Raw genomic sequence first — 14515 nt, 5'->3', positions numbered from 1 at the left:
GGGGCCTTTTTTATGCGCGCAACAGCACGGCCGCGCAGCATCGCAGGCGCCATGCAGCTCTCACCCGGCAACAGCCGGCGCATAGCGCAGACGCAGATCCTGCCCCAGCTGGCGCACATCCAGCAGCTGCAGTGCATGTCGCTGTGCCATCGTTTCGATGCCAAGGCCAGCGACCAGCGGCCTTGCGGTGTCGCCCAGCAACACCGGCGCCATGTAGACCAGCAATTCGTCCACCAGTCCGGCCTGCAGCAGCGCACCACTCAGCATGGCGCCGGCTTCCACGTGGACTTCGTTGATGCCGCGCTCGGCCAGCAGCGCCAGCACCGCCGCCAGATCGAAGCGTCCAGCGTGCAACGGCATCGCAAGGAACTGCGCATCGTCCAGCGAAGGTGCGGCCACATTTTCGCCATGCAGATACAGCGTTGGCGCATTGCCCTGACGAATGTTCCTGCACGCCAACGTCCGCAGCCCGGCATCGAGCACCACGCGCAGCGGCGGCACGACCGGCATGTCCTCGCCCAGCCGCACCGTCATGGATGGGTCGTCGGCCATCACCGTACCTGCACCGGTCAGGATCGCGCCAGCACGTGCGCGCCAGCGCTGCCCATCGGCACGCGCGCGACTTCCGGTGATCCATTTGGATTCACCGCTTGCCAGCGCCGTCCGTCCGTCCAGGCTGGCGCCGAGTTTGACCCGCAGCCACGGCCGCCCACGCTCCACCCGAGACAGAAATCCCTGGTTGAGCGTGCGCGCCTGCGCGTGCATCACGCCGCTCAGCACTTCGATCCCGGCCTCGCGCAGCAGCGCAAACCCGCCGCCATTGACCTGCGGAAACGGGTCGGCCATTGCCGCAACCACACGCCCAACGCCGGCATCGATCAAGGCCAGCGCACATGGCGGGGTACGCCCATAGTGCGCGCATGGCTCCAGCGTCACGTACGCGGTGGCGCCGCGCGCCAACTCACCCGCTGCACGCAGCGCGAAGACTTCGGCATGCGGGCCGCCGGCACGTTGATGAAAGCCCTCGCCCACGCAGACGCCGTCGCGCACGATGACGCAGCCCACCATCGGATTGGGCCGGGTGGTGTAGGCGCCGCGCTCGGCCAGACGCAACGCCTGCGCCATCCAGCGATGGTCGTCGGCGCTGGCGGTCGTTGTGGCCTCACGCATTGCGCTGCCCCCCCGGCGCAATGCGCATCACCACGATCTGCATCGGGCCCAGCAGGAACCCGGTATGTATCTGCCATCCCAAGCGCTGGTAGAACGGCGCCAAGCCCGGCTGGCAATACAGGTATAGCAGCGGCACGCCCAGCTGCGCGGCGGCCTGCACACAGTGTGCGACCAACGCCTCGCCGATGCCCTGCCCGCGCGCCTGCGGCTGCACGTACAACGACGCCAACCACGGCGACCATTGCCGGATGCGTGCGTCGTCGTTTTCGAGCAGGCTCACCGAGCCCAGCCACTGCGTTTGATCCAGCGCCACCCAGGTCGTGGGAATGACGCCATCGCGCGCATGGCTGCGCAGTTCGCTCAGCGCCTCATCGATGCTCCACTCCGGCAGCAGCGCGCCGAAGGCCTGTAGATGCGCTTGCGCAATCGCAGGCAGGTACTGCGGCGTTTGCGCAACGCACGCGATGCGCATCGCGCTCATCGCTTGCCGGGTTTGCCGGCGCGTTCCAATGCCGCTTCCAGCAGCGGCAGTTGTTCGCTGCCGACCGGCAGTTCGCGTTCGAGCTTTTCGATTTCCTCGCGGAAGTCGGCCACGTCCTGAAAGCTGCGATACACCGAGGCAAAGCGCACATAGCCGACATGATCGAGCTTGCGCAGCTCCACCATCACGTATTCGCCTACCCGCAGCGAACCCACTTCGCGCTCGCCGGACATGCGCAGCTGATGCACCACCGCGCGCACCGCCGCCTCGATCTGCTCTTCGGCCACCGGCCGCTTCTGCAGCGCGCGGTCGAAGCTGGTGCGCAGCTTGCGTGCATCGAACGCCTCGCGTCCACCATCGCTCTTGACCACGGTGGGAAGCTTCAGCTCGATCGTTTCCAACGTACTGAACCGCTCGCCGCACGCCTCGCACTCGCGGCGCCGACGGATCGTCGTGCCGTCTTCGGACACCCGCGAATCGATCACGCGGGTATCGTTGTGCTGGCAGAAGGGGCAATGCATCAGACGTCCGGGATTTGGGATTGGGGATTGGGGATTGGCAACAGCACAAGCAAGGACGCGCCGTTAGCGCATCCCGAATCCCGAATCACCAATCCCGGCACCTTAGCCATACACCGGATAGCGCTTGCACTGCGCGGTCACGGCATCGCGCACCTTCGCCAGCACGGCTTCGTCGGTTGGCGCGTCGAGCACGTCGGCGATCCAGTTGGCCAGGTCGATGCTGTCCTGTTCCTGGTAACCGCGCGTGGTGATCGCCGGGGTGCCCAGGCGCAGACCGGAAGTGACGAACGGCGAGCGCGGGTCGTTGGGGACCGAATTCTTGTTGACGGTGATGTGCGCCTTGCCAAGCGCAGCTTCGGCGTCCTTGCCGGAGACATCGCGACCGATCATGTCCACCAGCATCAGGTGGTTCTCGGTGCCGCCGGAGACGATCTTGTAGCCGCGCGCAATGAGGGTATTGGCCATCGCCTGGGCGTTCTTGACCACTTGTTGCTGATAGGTCTTGAACGCCGGCTCCAGCGCCTCCTTGAACGCCACCGCCTTGGCCGCGATGACGTGCATCAGCGGGCCGCCCTGGATGCCGGGGAACACGATCGACTGCAGCTTTTTCTGCAGCTCTTCGCTGGCACCCTTGGCGACGATGATGCCGCCACGCGGGCCACGCAGTGTCTTGTGCGTGGTCGAAGTGACCACGTGCGCATGTTCCATCGGGCTGGGGTACACCCCGGCGGCGACCAGCCCGGCAATGTGCGCCATGTCCACGAACAGGTAGGCGCCGACGCTGTCGGCGATGGCGCGGAAGCGGGCCCAGTCGATCTTCTGCGAATACGCGGAGAAACCGGCCACCACCATTTTCGGCTTGTGCTCGGTCGCCAGGCGCTGGACCTCGTCGTAATCGATCAGGCCCTGCTCGTTGACGCCGTACTGCACCGCGTTGAACAGCTTGCCGGAGACGTTGACCTTTGCGCCGTGGGTCAGGTGGCCGCCATGCGCCAGGCTCATGCCCAGGATGGTGTCGCCCGGCTGCAGCAGCGCCAGATACACCGCCTGGTTGGCCTGGGAACCGCTGTGCGGCTGGACGTTCGCGTAATCGGCGCCAAACACCTGCTTGATGCGGTCGATCGCCAGTTGTTCGGCAATGTCGACGAACTCGCAGCCGCCGTAGTAGCGCTTGCCCGGATAGCCTTCGGCGTATTTGTTGGTCAGCTGGCTGCCCTGCGCTTCCATCACCAGCGGGCTGCAATAGTTTTCGCTGGCGATCAGCTCGACATGATCCTCCTGGCGGCCGGCTTCAGCAGCGATGGCCTTGGCCAGTTCGGGGTCGTAGGTTTCCAGTCGGACATCGCGCGAGAACATTCCAAGCTCCGGGGCAGCTATTGCCAGTAGGGTCGCCGATTGTAAGCCCCTGCCGCACGGGTGACCAATCGCGCAGCCGGCGCCGCCCGTGTGACCGCACTGCGCACATGACAAAGGCACACCCGACGATGCGCCTTTGTGTGATGACCGGCTTGATTGCCGGTCGAGGCCGGGGGCGAACGGGCAGCCGCGCCGCGTTAGTTGTTGAGCACCAGGTCGGCAATGATGCCGGTGGCGATGGCCACCAACAGCAGATTGCCGCGGTCGTCGCGCTGCCAGCGGTAGCCGTACGGCGGGCGGCGCAGGTCGTAGCGGTCGTAATCGTTCACCACATAGACCGGGCCGTGGTAGCGCTGGCCACGGGCCCAATACGGACGCGGCGGCGGGCCGGCGCGGTAGTACGCGGGGCGATCGTAGACGTAGACGCGATTGCGATCGTAGCGGCGGTCCTGGTAGCGGGCATCGCGGTAACCCTCGCGATAGCCGTTGCTGTAGTAGCGGCGGTCCTGGCGCCACTCGCGACGGTCGTCACGGCGGGCGTCGCGCCAGTCTCTTCGATGATCGTGGCCATGGTGACGGTCATGGCCGCGGCGATCGTGGTCGCGGTCCCAATCCCCGGCGAACGCCGCAGGTGCGAAGGCACCGAGCGCCAGGATGGAGGAAAGCACAACGGTAACGATGCGTTTGCGGTTCATGACAGTTCCTGTTCGCGGTGTCGTAATTTCATTAAGGGGCGGACCGCCTTAACGCATTCTTGCTGGAATCGATTACGAAAAAGCCTATTCAGGTCGAAAGTAAGGTGCGGTTTAGCTGCAAGGGTGCTGCCGCGGCTCAAGCCACTTGCCCGTATAATTGGCGCAACCCCTTTTCCGCTGCCTCCGGCCTCGGCCGGCGGGCTGCCTGCGTCCACGGAGCCCCCATGTCGCAATACATCTACACCATGAACCGCGTCAGCAAGGTGGTCCCGCCCAAGCGGCAGATCATCAAGGACATCTCGCTGAGCTTCTTCCCGGGCGCCAAGATCGGCCTGCTGGGCCTGAACGGCGCGGGCAAGTCCACGGTACTGAAGATCATGGCCGGCGTGGACACCGATTTCGAGGGCGAGGCGCGCCCACAACCGGGCATCAAGGTCGGCTACCTGGCGCAGGAACCGCAACTCAATCCCGAGCACACCGTGCGCGAGGCGGTGGAAGAAGGCGTGGGCGACGTGCTGCAGGCCCAGGCCGCGCTGGATGCGGTGTATCTGGCCTATGCCGAAGAAGGCGCCGATTTCGACGCGCTGGCCAAGGAGCAGGAGCGCCTGGAGGCGATCCTGGCCGCCGGCGATGCGCATACGCTGGAAAACCAGCTGGACGTGGCGGCCGATGCGCTGCGCCTGCCGCCGTGGGACGCCATCGTCGGCAAGCTCTCCGGCGGCGAAAAGCGTCGCGTGGCGCTGTGCCGCCTGCTGCTGCAGAAGCCGGACATGCTGCTGCTCGACGAACCCACCAACCACCTGGACGCCGAGTCGGTGGAATGGCTGGAGCAGTTCCTGGCGCGCTACACCGGCACCGTGGTGGCGGTGACCCATGATCGCTACTTCCTCGACAACGCCGCCGAGTGGATCCTGGAACTGGACCGCGGCCGCGGCATTCCGTGGAAGGGCAACTACACCGACTGGCTGACCCAGAAGGACGAGCGCCTCAAGCAGGAAGACAACCAGGAAAAGTCCCGCCAGAAGGCGATCCAGAAGGAACTGGAATGGTCGCGCCAGAACGCCAAGGGCGGCCGCACCAAGGGCAAGGCACGTCTGGCCCGCCTGGAAGAGCTGCAATCGGTTGATTACCAGAAGCGCAACGAAACCAACGAGATCTTCATCCCGCCGGGTGAGCGCCTGGGCAACGCGGTGATGGAGTTCAAGAACGTGTCCAAGAAGTTCGGCGACCGCCTGTTGATCGACAACCTGTCGATGATCGTGCCGCCGGGCGCCATCGTCGGCATCATCGGCCCCAACGGTGCCGGTAAGTCGACCCTGTTCAAGATGATCACCGGCCAGGAAAAGCCGGACTCCGGCGAGATCGTGGTCGGACCGACCGTGCAGCTGTCGTACGTGGACCAGAGCCGCGACGCACTGGAGGGCAACCACAACGTATTCCAGGAAATCGCCGGCGGCCTGGACATCCTCAACATCAACGGCATCGAAATCCAGTCGCGCGCCTACATCGGCCGCTTCAACTTCAAGGGCCAGGACCAGCAGAAGATGGTCGGTTCGCTGTCCGGTGGTGAGCGCGGTCGTCTGCACATGGCCAAGACCCTACTGCAGGGCGGCAACGTGCTGCTGCTGGACGAACCGTCCAACGACCTGGACATCGAAACCCTGCGTGCGCTGGAAGATGCGTTGCTGGAATTCCCCGGCAACACCTTCGTGATTTCGCATGACCGCTGGTTCCTGGACCGTATCGCCACGCACATCCTGGCCTTCGAAGGCGATTCGCACGTGGAGTTCTTCCAGGGCAACTACCGCGAGTACGAAGAAGACAAGCGCCGCCGCATGGGCGACGACGCCGGCCCGAAGCGTTTGCGTTTCAAGGCCTTGAAGTAAGTCGTCGTAGTTCCAAAGAAAAGGCGCCGAAAGGCGCCTTTTTTGTGTGCGGAGTCAGCGGACGGAGACTTGGCTGTTGGCTGCTGGCGCCGTCCACCTGCGCGTGTGGAGTCCCCTGCCCGCCCGTCGACGGGATGCTCACTTGCGCTGCACTACCGTGCCGGCGTCATCCATCTGAGCCTTGCATATGCCTGTCAGCTATTCGATCAGCCTGCCCGATCCCAAGCTCGCCCGTGGCAGTGCGCCCTCGGTGAGCTTCACCGCCAATGGCGCCGAGGCCTTTGCCGAGCAATTGCAGGCAGCTTTGCGCGATCCGGCGTGGTTCGACCGTTGGCGCCAGCTACAGACTGACCCCGACGAAGTGGATCCCAGCCTGGGCATCACCGACCCGGCAGCGACGGTCACCGGCAAGCAGCACGACCTGCGCATCGATCTGGTTGCAACGACGAGCATTCCCGGCGACCTTTTCAAACAGCGCATGCAGGCCCTGGCTGGCTCGCACTGGGAACTGCGCGACGTTCGCTGAACTGCAATCTGTCATGTGTCGGCGGCGCTGGCAGTGCCCAGTGCCACCGATGGCAGCGCGGGCGAGTGACGCCACTCAGCTACACGTGACGCCACGCACTGCATCGGCGTGGCCCCCACCCTCATTCACCGGACTGCATCTCCAACGGCATACGCCAACAGCTGCACTCAACCACGCAAGGCCGCAGCATGATGCGCAATGTGCTCGCCAATAAAGCTTGCGATGAAGTAGTAGCTGTGGTCGTAGCCGGGCTGCAGCCGCACCGTCACCGGGTAGCCGGCGGACCTGGCCGCATCTTCGAACAATGCGGTTTTCAGCTGGGTTTGCAGAAATTCATCGGCATCGCCCTGATCGATGAGCAGCGGCAACCGCTCCTGCGCGTCAGCAAGCAATGCAGTGGCATCGTAGGCTTTCCAGGTCGTACGGTCGTTCCCCAGATACTGGCCAAATGCTTTCTCGCCCCACGGCACCTGGCTGGGCGCCACGATTGGCGAAAACGCCGACACGCTGCGATAGCGGCCCGGATTCTTCAATGCGATGGTCAACGCGCCATGCCCCCCCATCGAATGGCCACTGATCGCACGTGCACCGGTGGTGGCAAAGGTCGCTTCAATCAAGGCCGGTAATTCGCTCACCACGTAATCGTACATGCGGTAATGCGCCGCCCATGGCGCTTGCGTGGCATCGACGTAAAAGCCCGCGCCCTTGCCGATGTCGTAACCGTCCGCATCGGCCACATCCTCGCCCCGGGGGCTGGTGTCGGGCGCAACCAGGATCACCCCATGCTCGGCCGCATAGCGCTGCGCGCCGGCCTTGCTGATGAAATTCTGTTCGGTACAGGTCAAACCGCTCAGCCAATACAGCACCGGCAACGGGCCGTCGGCGGCCTGTGGCGGCAGGTAAATGCCCACCTGCATGCTGCAGTTCAAGGTGTGCGACTGATGCCGATAGACATCCTGCCAGCCGCCGAAGCAGGCGCGGTGTTCGATACGTTCCATGAGATTCCTTACGAAGAGAAACCCTGCAGCCGGATCGCCGGCGCAAGGTTGGACCATCAATGCAACAGACCCTTTTTGCGTGCCACATGCGCCGACAGGGCATCCATCAACGCCGGGGAAAGGCAGTCGTAGGGCGGCAAGCCCAGTTCGGTCAGGCGCGTGCGTATGCCATCCATCTGCTCCGGCGGCGTGCCGGTTTCGATGATCGACGAGACGAACGCGGCAAAGCCCGGTGCCGACCAGCCCTGTTGTTTCGACAACTCGGTGTGCACAAAATCCAGACCGTAGAATGCGTGGTCCTTGTTTTCGATCCGCCCATACAGATGCACGCCGCAACCGGTGCACGCATGGCGCTGGATCGTCGCGCTTTCGTCGACGATCTTCAGCTTTTCCCGGTGCGCGGTGACTTTGACGTTGTCGCGCGGAACCACCGCCACCACCGAGAACTTCGCGCCATCGGGTTTCCAGCATTTACTGCAACCGCAAGCATGGTTATGCGCGGTCTGCGCAGACACCTCGACGGTCACCTTGTCGCTGGCGCAGTGACATTCAAGCGTGCCGCCTTGAAAATCTTCTGCACCACCTCGCGCAACACCATCATCTACCGAAGGATGAATCGACACGTTAGTCATTACGCTCCTCCCGGAGTGTCGGGTACCACGTGCGCGGAAGCGGCCGCGCGCCGCTCCTGGCCGCCTGGTCAGAAATGGATCACGGTGCGGATCGACTTGCCCTCGTGCATCAGGTGGAAGGCCTCGTTGATCTCTTCCAACGGCATGGTGTGGGTGATGAATGGGTCCAGGTCGATCTCGCCCTTCATCGACTGCTCCACCATGCCCGGCAATTGCGTACGTCCCTTGACGCCACCGAAGGCGCTGCCGCGCCACACGCGACCAGTCACCAGCTGGAAGGGACGCGTGCTGATTTCCTGGCCGGCGCCAGCCACGCCGATGATGACGCTCTCGCCCCAGCCCTTGTGGCAGCACTCCAGCGCCGAACGCATCACATTGACGTTGCCGATGCACTCGAAGCTGAAGTCCACGCCGCCATCGGTCAACTCGACGATGACCTCCTGGATCGGCTTGTCGTAGTCCTTGGGGTTAATGCAATCGGTGGCACCCATGCTGCGCGCCAGGTCGAATTTGCCCGGATTGGTGTCGATGGCCAGGATGCGCCCGGCCTTGGCCTGCACCGCGCCCTGGATCACCGCAAGACCGATGCCGCCCAGGCCGAAAACGGCAACACTCTCGCCTGGCTTGACCTTGGCGGTGTTGTGCACCGCGCCGATACCGGTGGTGACGCCGCAGCCGAGCAGGCAGACCTTCTCCAGCGGCGCCTCCGGATTGACCACGGCCAACGAAATTTCCGGCACGACGGTGTATTCGCTGAAGGTGCTGCAGCCCATGTAGTGATAGATCGGCTCGCCGTTGTAGGAGAAGCGCGTGGTGCCATCCGGCATCAGGCCCTTGCCCTGGGTGGCGCGCACGGCCTGGCACAGGTTGGTCTTGCCGGACAGGCAGAATTTGCACTTGCGGCATTCGGCCGTGTAGAGCGGAATGACGTGGTCGCCGACCTTGACGCTGGTCACGCCCTCGCCGACCGCCTCGACGATGCCGCCGCCTTCATGCCCGAGCACCGACGGGAAGATGCCTTCCGGGTCGTCGCCGGACAGCGTGAAGGCATCGGTGTGGCACACGCCGGTGTGGGTGATGCGGACCAGCACTTCCCCGGCTTTCGGCGGCGCGACATCGATTTCGACGATTTCCAGCGGCTTGCCGGGTCCGAATGCGACTGCTGCACGGGATTTCATGGGATGACGCTCCTGACGATGAGGTTCGAGGACGGGGGCGCAACAAGCGCCGACCCGGTGGGAGATTTATTTGAGGTAGGACCGGACCAGACCGAGCAGATCCTGCACCCGCTCGGCGCGTTGCGCATCGGATGCGGCGGCGTGCCCGAAATCTTCACGGATATGCGCTTCAAGCACCTGCGACATCAGCCCGTTCACGGCGCCCCGGATCGCGGCGATCTGCTGCAAGACCGGAGCGCAGTCCGCGCCCGCCTGCAGCGCCCGCTCCAGCGCGTCGCATTGCCCGCGCAGCCGGCGCACGCGTGCTAGCGCTCGCTTTTTCTCGTGCGGCGAATGCGGCATGTCAGCTCCAGCAAGATACTGGGGGGTAGTATATGGATTGTTTCGAAAAAAGCTATGGCCAGCGGCCTGCCGACCGTGGTCTTGTCGAGCGCGATGACCGCCACGCGTTGGCACATGGCGCGATGCCCCCAATGCCGCCGGTGGCACGGGGATAAAGAGCCCACCTGTTAGCCGCAGTGCAGCACGCACATTGCGCAGACGTGGCGACGCCTCGCACATCGCAGGCGCGCCAGGCACCCAGCGCAAGGATGGTTGCGCGCCATAGCCGCAGCACCGGCCCCTTCGATCATCCCGACCGTTGCCGACCGCTGGGGTGGAGTCCCCGCATCAGCGCCGGGGCTGGAACGGCGGCGGCGGCGGTGGCGGTGGCGGTGGCGGAGCGAATCCTGCGGCATCCAGACATTGCGCCAGCAACTCGGGCGGCAGGTCCGGCGAAGGCGCCTGCGGGAACGGCGCTGCGCTGCCTTCGGCGGTCGCGCACGCCTGCAGCGCTGCGTCGAATTCGGAATCGTCTGGCGGCAGGCCAAGCGGTTCATCTGCGGCATCCGGTGCATCGAATGGGTCGTTATCGAAGGGTGGCGGTGGCGGTGGCGGCGGTGGCGGTGCCACGCCCCTATGTACCAGGCAGCCGTCGCCGCTTCCCCGATCCTGCCGCTCCGGCGCAGCGCGGTGCGCGACGTCGGCAGGCGCTGCCGGGACCACCTCGTGGTCCGGCGCACACGGCGGCAATGCTTCGATGTTTCTTGCACCCGGCGGTGGCGGTGGCGGTGGCGCACGATGGGCGTAGGGCACAGGCGCATGGTGCCTAGCACCGCAGAAATTGGCACAACCTGCCAGGTTGAGCGCCGCGAGTATTGCAGTGGTAACGACAACGCGTGGTGGTGCGTGGACCATCGTGATCTCCCTGGCTGGATGGCACATCTGCGCACGGCCTGCAGACGGCGGACGCGGGCTGGGCCGCGCTGGTCCGGGAAGAGTTGCAGCTGACTGTGCTGCGCATTTGCCATCGCGCGCCGCGCGCCGGCGTGGATTGGCGCTTGTCGCCATCCGCAGCGCAGATGCAAGGCGCGTGCAGCACCTGCTTCGGCTTACGCGCGGGAAGATGCGGGGTCCGACAGTGACGACGCAGGCGTTGTCGCCGTCAGTTTTCGACGGCAGCCGGCGCCGCGGCGACCGCAGCGTCCACTGCATGCTCCGGTAGCGAGGCCAGCACCGCAGCACGAAAGCGCGCGGCAAATGCCGCATCGTTGGCCTGGTAGAACGCGCGCGCGTTGGCCGACAACTGGTCCAGTTGGGCCTGTGGCAATGCCAGCGCGGTTTCCACTGCCTGCGCGATGCCTGCCGCGTCCACGTAGTAATACGATGCCAGACGACGCTGACGCACCTCGGCCACCGGGATCAGCACCCCGTGTTCGGGCCTGATCAATTCGTTCATCGGCTCGCCGTCGGTCGCCAACGTCACCGCGCCCACGCTTAGCGCTTCCATCAGGTAGTGCCCGAACCCTTCGGCCTCGGAGGGGCAGATATGGAACAGATGCGCGTTCTGCATGCGGCGCAGTTCGGCATCGTCCAGATACCCCACGCGGTGGTCGATGTTCGGGGCCACGACCGGCTTGCCGGCGGTGCGTGGGTTCTGCACCACCGTCAGCGGCGGCCACTCCGGATGCTGCTGCCAGGTGTCCAGCAAGACGCGCGTGCCCTTGGCGGTACTGCGCCCGGCCAGGTGGAAGAAAGCGCGCTGACGAAACACGCGTGGGTCATGGCGATCCGGGCTGGTGAAGCCGATGAAGCGCGTGGCGCACCCGAGGCTGCGGAAGATTCGCTCGGCATGGTGGGTCTTGCACAGCACCGCATCGAAGCGCGGCAGCAATGGCAGCCACTTGGGCAGCAGCCACTCCGGGTTGGGCACCAGCAGGTTGATCTGCCCCAGCGGCAGGCAGCGCTTGTACACGCGCTCGGAAAAGATCTGCAGCGGCACCCGCCCGAACAGCGTGCGGCTGGCCCACAGGCGTGCCTCGCGCCCAGTATCGTGCAGGCGCTGACTGGTGAATCCCACTTCCTGCACCGGCACGCCGCCGGCGCGCAGCGTATCGGCCATCAGCACCATGTCGCGGGTCAGCCCCACGCCGTTGTCGCGACTGATCACCCGCATCATTGGAAATGCCTTGTCATGCACGCACGCGCCAGTACAACGGCATAGTGTCGATGCCGTGGCTTCCTGCGCGATGTCCTGGTCTGTCATGGTGCGTTACACGTGTGCCAATGGTTGACAAATTCGATCATTATGATGCGTGCTCCAGCCCTGCAATTGCGAGCACCATGTATCCGGCAGCCACCACCTTGCGCGGGCCAAGCTCCGCGCCACAGACGATGATCCCTATGGACCTGCAACAACCCTGCGTTCTCGTGGTCGACGACGATCCGGACCTGCGCAAGCTGATCGGCGAATTTCTGAGCGCTCACGGCTACCAGGTGGATATGGCCGAAAACGTGGCGGAGATGCGCTCTGTCATGGCGCAGCGCCGCCCGGATCTCATCGTACTCGACGTGATGATGCCGGGAGAAGATGGGCTGAGTGCAGCGCGCGCCCTGGCCAGCGAGCGCGGTTCACCTGCGGTCATCATGCTCAGCGCGCTGGGTAACGACACCGACCGCATCATCGGCCTGGAAGTCGGCGCCGACGATTACCTGGCCAAACCCTGCAATCCGCGCGAATTGCTGGCCCGTGTGCGCGCCCTGCTGCGGCGCAGCCAGGCCAGCAACGAACAGGCCGACCAGCGCGGAAACGTCTACGAATTCGCCGGCTGGCGGCTGGACGTGGTGCGCCGCGACCTGCGCGACCCGACCGGCATCTTCATCAATCTGTCCGACGGCGAGTTCGCGCTGCTGCGCACCTTCGTCGAACACCCGCAGCGCGTACTCAGCCGCGACCAGCTGCTGGACTACGCCCGCGGCCGCGACACCGACGTCTACGACCGCGCCATCGACAGCCAGATCAGCCGCCTGCGCCGCAAAATCAATGAGCGCGTCCATACCGAGTTGATTCGCACCGTACGCAACGAGGGCTACATGCTGCTGCCGAGCGTCTCGCGCCTGTGAGCAAACCGGCACGACGCGGGCTGTCGATCTTTGCGCGGACCTTTGTGTTGTTGGCGGTGGCCCTGGTCACCGCCCAGGCGGTGGGCATCGCCCTGTTGATGATGCGTACCCCCGTCTACGAGCCTCCGGTCCATCCGCCGGAAGTGGTGGCGCTGCTCTCCACCCGCATGCCGGCCGGTACCCAGACCCTGAAAGTGCACGAATCGGCGCAAGCCCCGGTGCCGCCGACAGGCCAGGTGCGCGACCCCTTCGCCGAAATGCTGCTTGCGCACTGGCTGGACGTGCCCGAAGGCCAGGTGCGGTTCTACCGCAACGCCAATGATCGTGAAGGCCCCCAGCCAGGCATGCTGCCGCCGCAGCGGTGGTCCAACCAGAACCACGCGGGCGAAGGCGGTGACGGGGCGCACGAACGCCCTGGCACGCAACCTCTGCCGCCGTTTCCGGACGACTGGCCGCGTGACGGCCACCCTGCTGCGCTGCCCGGCGACGGGCTGCGCCCGGACGAGTTGCCCGGCGCCTGGGAAAGCGAGCGCCTGACCCCCGGCGTACCGCTGCTGGACGGCTTCACCGCCGCCCTGCAACAACCCGATGGCCGTTGGCGTACGGTGGAATCGCCGCGTCGACGCCTCTCGGGCGAGTTCAAGACCCACGTCGTGCTGCTGTTCCTGGCCGGCCTGCTGGCCAACGTGCCGCTGGCATGGTGGTTTTCGCGCGCGCTGTCGGCACCGATCAAGCGCTTTGCCGAAGCTGCCGACCGCCTGGGCCGGAATCCCGATGCCGCCGCCCTGCAACGCAGCGGCCCGCCGGAAATCGTGCGCGCAGCCGATTCGTTCAACGCGATGCAGGCGCGCCTGAACCGCCTGATCAACGAACGCACGCACATGGTCGCAGCGATTGCGCACGACCTGCGCACGCCGCTGGCGCGGCTGTCGTTTCGTCTGGATGGCCTGCAGCCACCGCTGCGCGACAAGGCGCTGGCCGATATCAACGAAATGAAGGCGATGATTTCCGCAGCGCTGGACTTCATCCAGAACGATCGTCATCGCGGCGAGCGCGCGCCGCTGGATCTGCGCTTGCTGGTGGAGAGCGTGGTGGACAACGCCACCGATATCGGCGCCGACGCCGAGCTGCTGCCCGGCCCGGAAATCACCCTGGACGGCGACCCGCTGGCGTTGCGCCGCGCGGTCATGAATCTGCTCGAAAACGCGTTGAAGTACGGCAAGCGCGCCCGTCTGCAACTGCAGCGCGATGGCGAGGACGGCGTGTTGTGGATCGACGACGACGGCCCCGGCATCGACCCGACCCAGCGCGAACAATTGTTGCTGCCGTTCGTGCGTGGCGAGTCTTCGCGCAATCGCGACACCGGCGGCATCGGGCTGGGTTTGTCGGTGGCGCACAGCATTGTGCTGGCGCACGGCGGCGACCTGCGCCTGGACAATCGCCCGCATGGCGGCTTGCGCGTGACCGTACGACTGCCCTGCATGCCCGAGCGGCGCTGACGTGTGATGGAGTGCGGCCTGCCAGGCCGGGCAAGCGGCAGCTGTCATGATCCGAGCCCACCACCGCTGTTCCGGCCATGGCCTTGCGCGTCTGGCCACATCGGCTGACGCGACGACTCCGGCACGCAATCG

The 14515-nt window shown here is 65.3% G+C and carries 15 protein-coding genes; 4 read left to right on the top strand and 11 right to left on the bottom strand.

The genetic code is table 11. From position 1 onward, the window contains the following. Positions 1 to 60 precede the first annotated feature (60 nt). The 5 genes from ribD to ACCQ16_RS03755 form a co-directional block, all read right to left on the bottom strand. Complete coding sequence (gene ribD / locus ACCQ16_RS03775) at positions 61 to 1170, bottom strand: bifunctional diaminohydroxyphosphoribosylaminopyrimidine deaminase/5-amino-6-(5-phosphoribosylamino)uracil reductase RibD (RefSeq protein ID WP_277573335.1); 1110 nt, start codon at positions 1168 to 1170, stop codon at positions 61 to 63. Further along, positions 1163 to 1651 (bottom strand): GNAT family N-acetyltransferase, encoded by a 489-nt coding sequence (locus tag ACCQ16_RS03770; RefSeq protein WP_041469431.1) that lies wholly within the window; start codon positions 1649 to 1651, stop codon positions 1163 to 1165. The genes ribD and ACCQ16_RS03770 overlap by 8 nt, the downstream gene beginning before the upstream one ends. Then, positions 1648 to 2172: a transcriptional regulator NrdR gene (nrdR, locus tag ACCQ16_RS03765; protein WP_003490311.1), complete on the bottom strand. Its 525-nt coding sequence runs from the start codon at positions 2170 to 2172 to the stop codon at positions 1648 to 1650. The genes ACCQ16_RS03770 and nrdR overlap by 4 nt, the downstream gene beginning before the upstream one ends. Positions 2173 to 2274: 102 nt before the next feature. Continuing rightward, positions 2275 to 3528, bottom strand: a complete 1254-nt coding sequence (gene glyA, locus ACCQ16_RS03760; RefSeq protein WP_057685076.1) for a serine hydroxymethyltransferase — start codon at positions 3526 to 3528, stop codon at positions 2275 to 2277. Positions 3529 to 3725: 197 nt separating this feature from the next. Continuing rightward, the gene (locus tag ACCQ16_RS03755) at positions 3726 to 4223 is read right to left on the bottom strand and encodes an RcnB family protein (RefSeq protein WP_008576772.1); all 498 of its coding nucleotides are present in this window, start codon (positions 4221 to 4223) and stop codon (positions 3726 to 3728) included. A gap of 224 nt (positions 4224 to 4447) precedes the next feature. Between ACCQ16_RS03755 and ettA the strand changes: the two genes are divergently transcribed. Beyond that, complete coding sequence (gene ettA, locus ACCQ16_RS03750; RefSeq protein ID WP_005910999.1) at positions 4448 to 6109, top strand: energy-dependent translational throttle protein EttA; 1662 nt, start codon at positions 4448 to 4450, stop codon at positions 6107 to 6109. 187 nt (positions 6110 to 6296) lie between these two features. Continuing rightward, positions 6297 to 6635 carry a hypothetical protein gene (locus ACCQ16_RS03745; RefSeq protein WP_008576771.1) on the top strand — a complete coding sequence of 113 codons (339 nt, stop codon included), beginning with the start codon at positions 6297 to 6299 and terminating at the stop codon, positions 6633 to 6635. A 167-nt stretch (positions 6636 to 6802) separates the two neighbouring features. Here ACCQ16_RS03745 and fghA read toward each other — a convergent pair whose 3' ends face one another. The 6 genes from fghA to ACCQ16_RS03715 all read right to left on the bottom strand — a co-directional run bounded on the left by fghA (position 6803) and on the right by ACCQ16_RS03715 (position 12027). After that, positions 6803 to 7633 (bottom strand): S-formylglutathione hydrolase, encoded by an 831-nt coding sequence (gene fghA / locus ACCQ16_RS03740; RefSeq protein WP_008576770.1) that lies wholly within the window; start codon positions 7631 to 7633, stop codon positions 6803 to 6805. Positions 7634 to 7689: 56 nt separating this feature from the next. Further along, positions 7690 to 8265, bottom strand: coding sequence for an S-(hydroxymethyl)glutathione synthase (gene gfa, locus ACCQ16_RS03735; RefSeq protein ID WP_029818656.1), 576 nt, complete (start codon positions 8263 to 8265; stop codon positions 7690 to 7692). A gap of 68 nt (positions 8266 to 8333) precedes the next feature. Beyond that, positions 8334 to 9443, bottom strand: a complete 1110-nt coding sequence (locus ACCQ16_RS03730) for an S-(hydroxymethyl)glutathione dehydrogenase/class III alcohol dehydrogenase (protein ID WP_008576768.1) — start codon at positions 9441 to 9443, stop codon at positions 8334 to 8336. A 66-nt stretch (positions 9444 to 9509) separates the two neighbouring features. Next, a complete protein-coding gene (locus tag ACCQ16_RS03725; protein ID WP_005911021.1) occupies positions 9510 to 9785 on the bottom strand; it encodes a metal/formaldehyde-sensitive transcriptional repressor in 276 nt (91 codons plus the stop codon). Between the two features lie 327 nt (positions 9786 to 10112). Continuing rightward, the gene (locus ACCQ16_RS03720; protein ID WP_343237592.1) at positions 10113 to 10487 is read right to left on the bottom strand and encodes a hypothetical protein; all 375 of its coding nucleotides are present in this window, start codon (positions 10485 to 10487) and stop codon (positions 10113 to 10115) included. Positions 10488 to 10926: 439 nt separating this feature from the next. Further along, complete coding sequence (locus ACCQ16_RS03715; RefSeq protein ID WP_277573333.1) at positions 10927 to 12027, bottom strand: glycosyltransferase; 1101 nt, start codon at positions 12025 to 12027, stop codon at positions 10927 to 10929. Positions 12028 to 12164: 137 nt separating this feature from the next. On the opposite strand from ACCQ16_RS03715, the gene ACCQ16_RS03710 reads away from it, so the two are divergent. Then, positions 12165 to 12884, top strand: a complete 720-nt coding sequence (locus ACCQ16_RS03710) for a response regulator (protein ID WP_011050505.1) — start codon at positions 12165 to 12167, stop codon at positions 12882 to 12884. Next, positions 12881 to 14383: an ATP-binding protein gene (locus ACCQ16_RS03705; RefSeq protein ID WP_029818653.1), complete on the top strand. Its 1503-nt coding sequence runs from the start codon at positions 12881 to 12883 to the stop codon at positions 14381 to 14383. Before ACCQ16_RS03710 ends, ACCQ16_RS03705 begins: the two co-directional genes overlap by 4 nt. Positions 14384 to 14515: the final 132 nt, after the last annotated feature.

Origin of the sequence: Xanthomonas sp. NCPPB 1062, assembly GCF_041481705.2 — a bacterium.
Taxonomy (GTDB): Bacteria; Pseudomonadota; Gammaproteobacteria; order Xanthomonadales; family Xanthomonadaceae; genus Xanthomonas; species Xanthomonas euvesicatoria.
Note: the sequence above shows the minus strand (reverse complement) of the source record. Positions and strands in the feature narration are given on the sequence as shown.

Coding starts and splice junctions, on each gene's coding strand:
- gfa (WP_029818656.1), bottom strand. CDS start 8,265: ATGACTAACGTGTCGATTCATCCTTCGGTAGATGATGGTGTTGCGCGA.
- ACCQ16_RS03745 (WP_008576771.1), top strand. CDS start 6,297: ATGCCTGTCAGCTATTCGATCAGCCTGCCCGATCCCAAGCTCGCCCGT.
- ribD (WP_277573335.1), bottom strand. CDS start 1,170: ATGCGTGAGGCCACAACGACCGCCAGCGCCGACGACCATCGCTGGATG.
- ACCQ16_RS03755 (WP_008576772.1), bottom strand. CDS start 4,223: ATGAACCGCAAACGCATCGTTACCGTTGTGCTTTCCTCCATCCTGGCG.
- ACCQ16_RS03725 (WP_005911021.1), bottom strand. CDS start 9,785: ATGCCGCATTCGCCGCACGAGAAAAAGCGAGCGCTAGCACGCGTGCGC.
- ACCQ16_RS03770 (WP_041469431.1), bottom strand. CDS start 1,651: ATGAGCGCGATGCGCATCGCGTGCGTTGCGCAAACGCCGCAGTACCTG.
- ACCQ16_RS03715 (WP_277573333.1), bottom strand. CDS start 12,027: ATGACAGACCAGGACATCGCGCAGGAAGCCACGGCATCGACACTATGC.
- ettA (WP_005910999.1), top strand. CDS start 4,448: ATGTCGCAATACATCTACACCATGAACCGCGTCAGCAAGGTGGTCCCG.
- glyA (WP_057685076.1), bottom strand. CDS start 3,528: ATGTTCTCGCGCGATGTCCGACTGGAAACCTACGACCCCGAACTGGCC.
- ACCQ16_RS03710 (WP_011050505.1), top strand. CDS start 12,165: ATGGACCTGCAACAACCCTGCGTTCTCGTGGTCGACGACGATCCGGAC.
- nrdR (WP_003490311.1), bottom strand. CDS start 2,172: ATGCATTGCCCCTTCTGCCAGCACAACGATACCCGCGTGATCGATTCG.
- ACCQ16_RS03730 (WP_008576768.1), bottom strand. CDS start 9,443: ATGAAATCCCGTGCAGCAGTCGCATTCGGACCCGGCAAGCCGCTGGAA.
- fghA (WP_008576770.1), bottom strand. CDS start 7,633: ATGGAACGTATCGAACACCGCGCCTGCTTCGGCGGCTGGCAGGATGTC.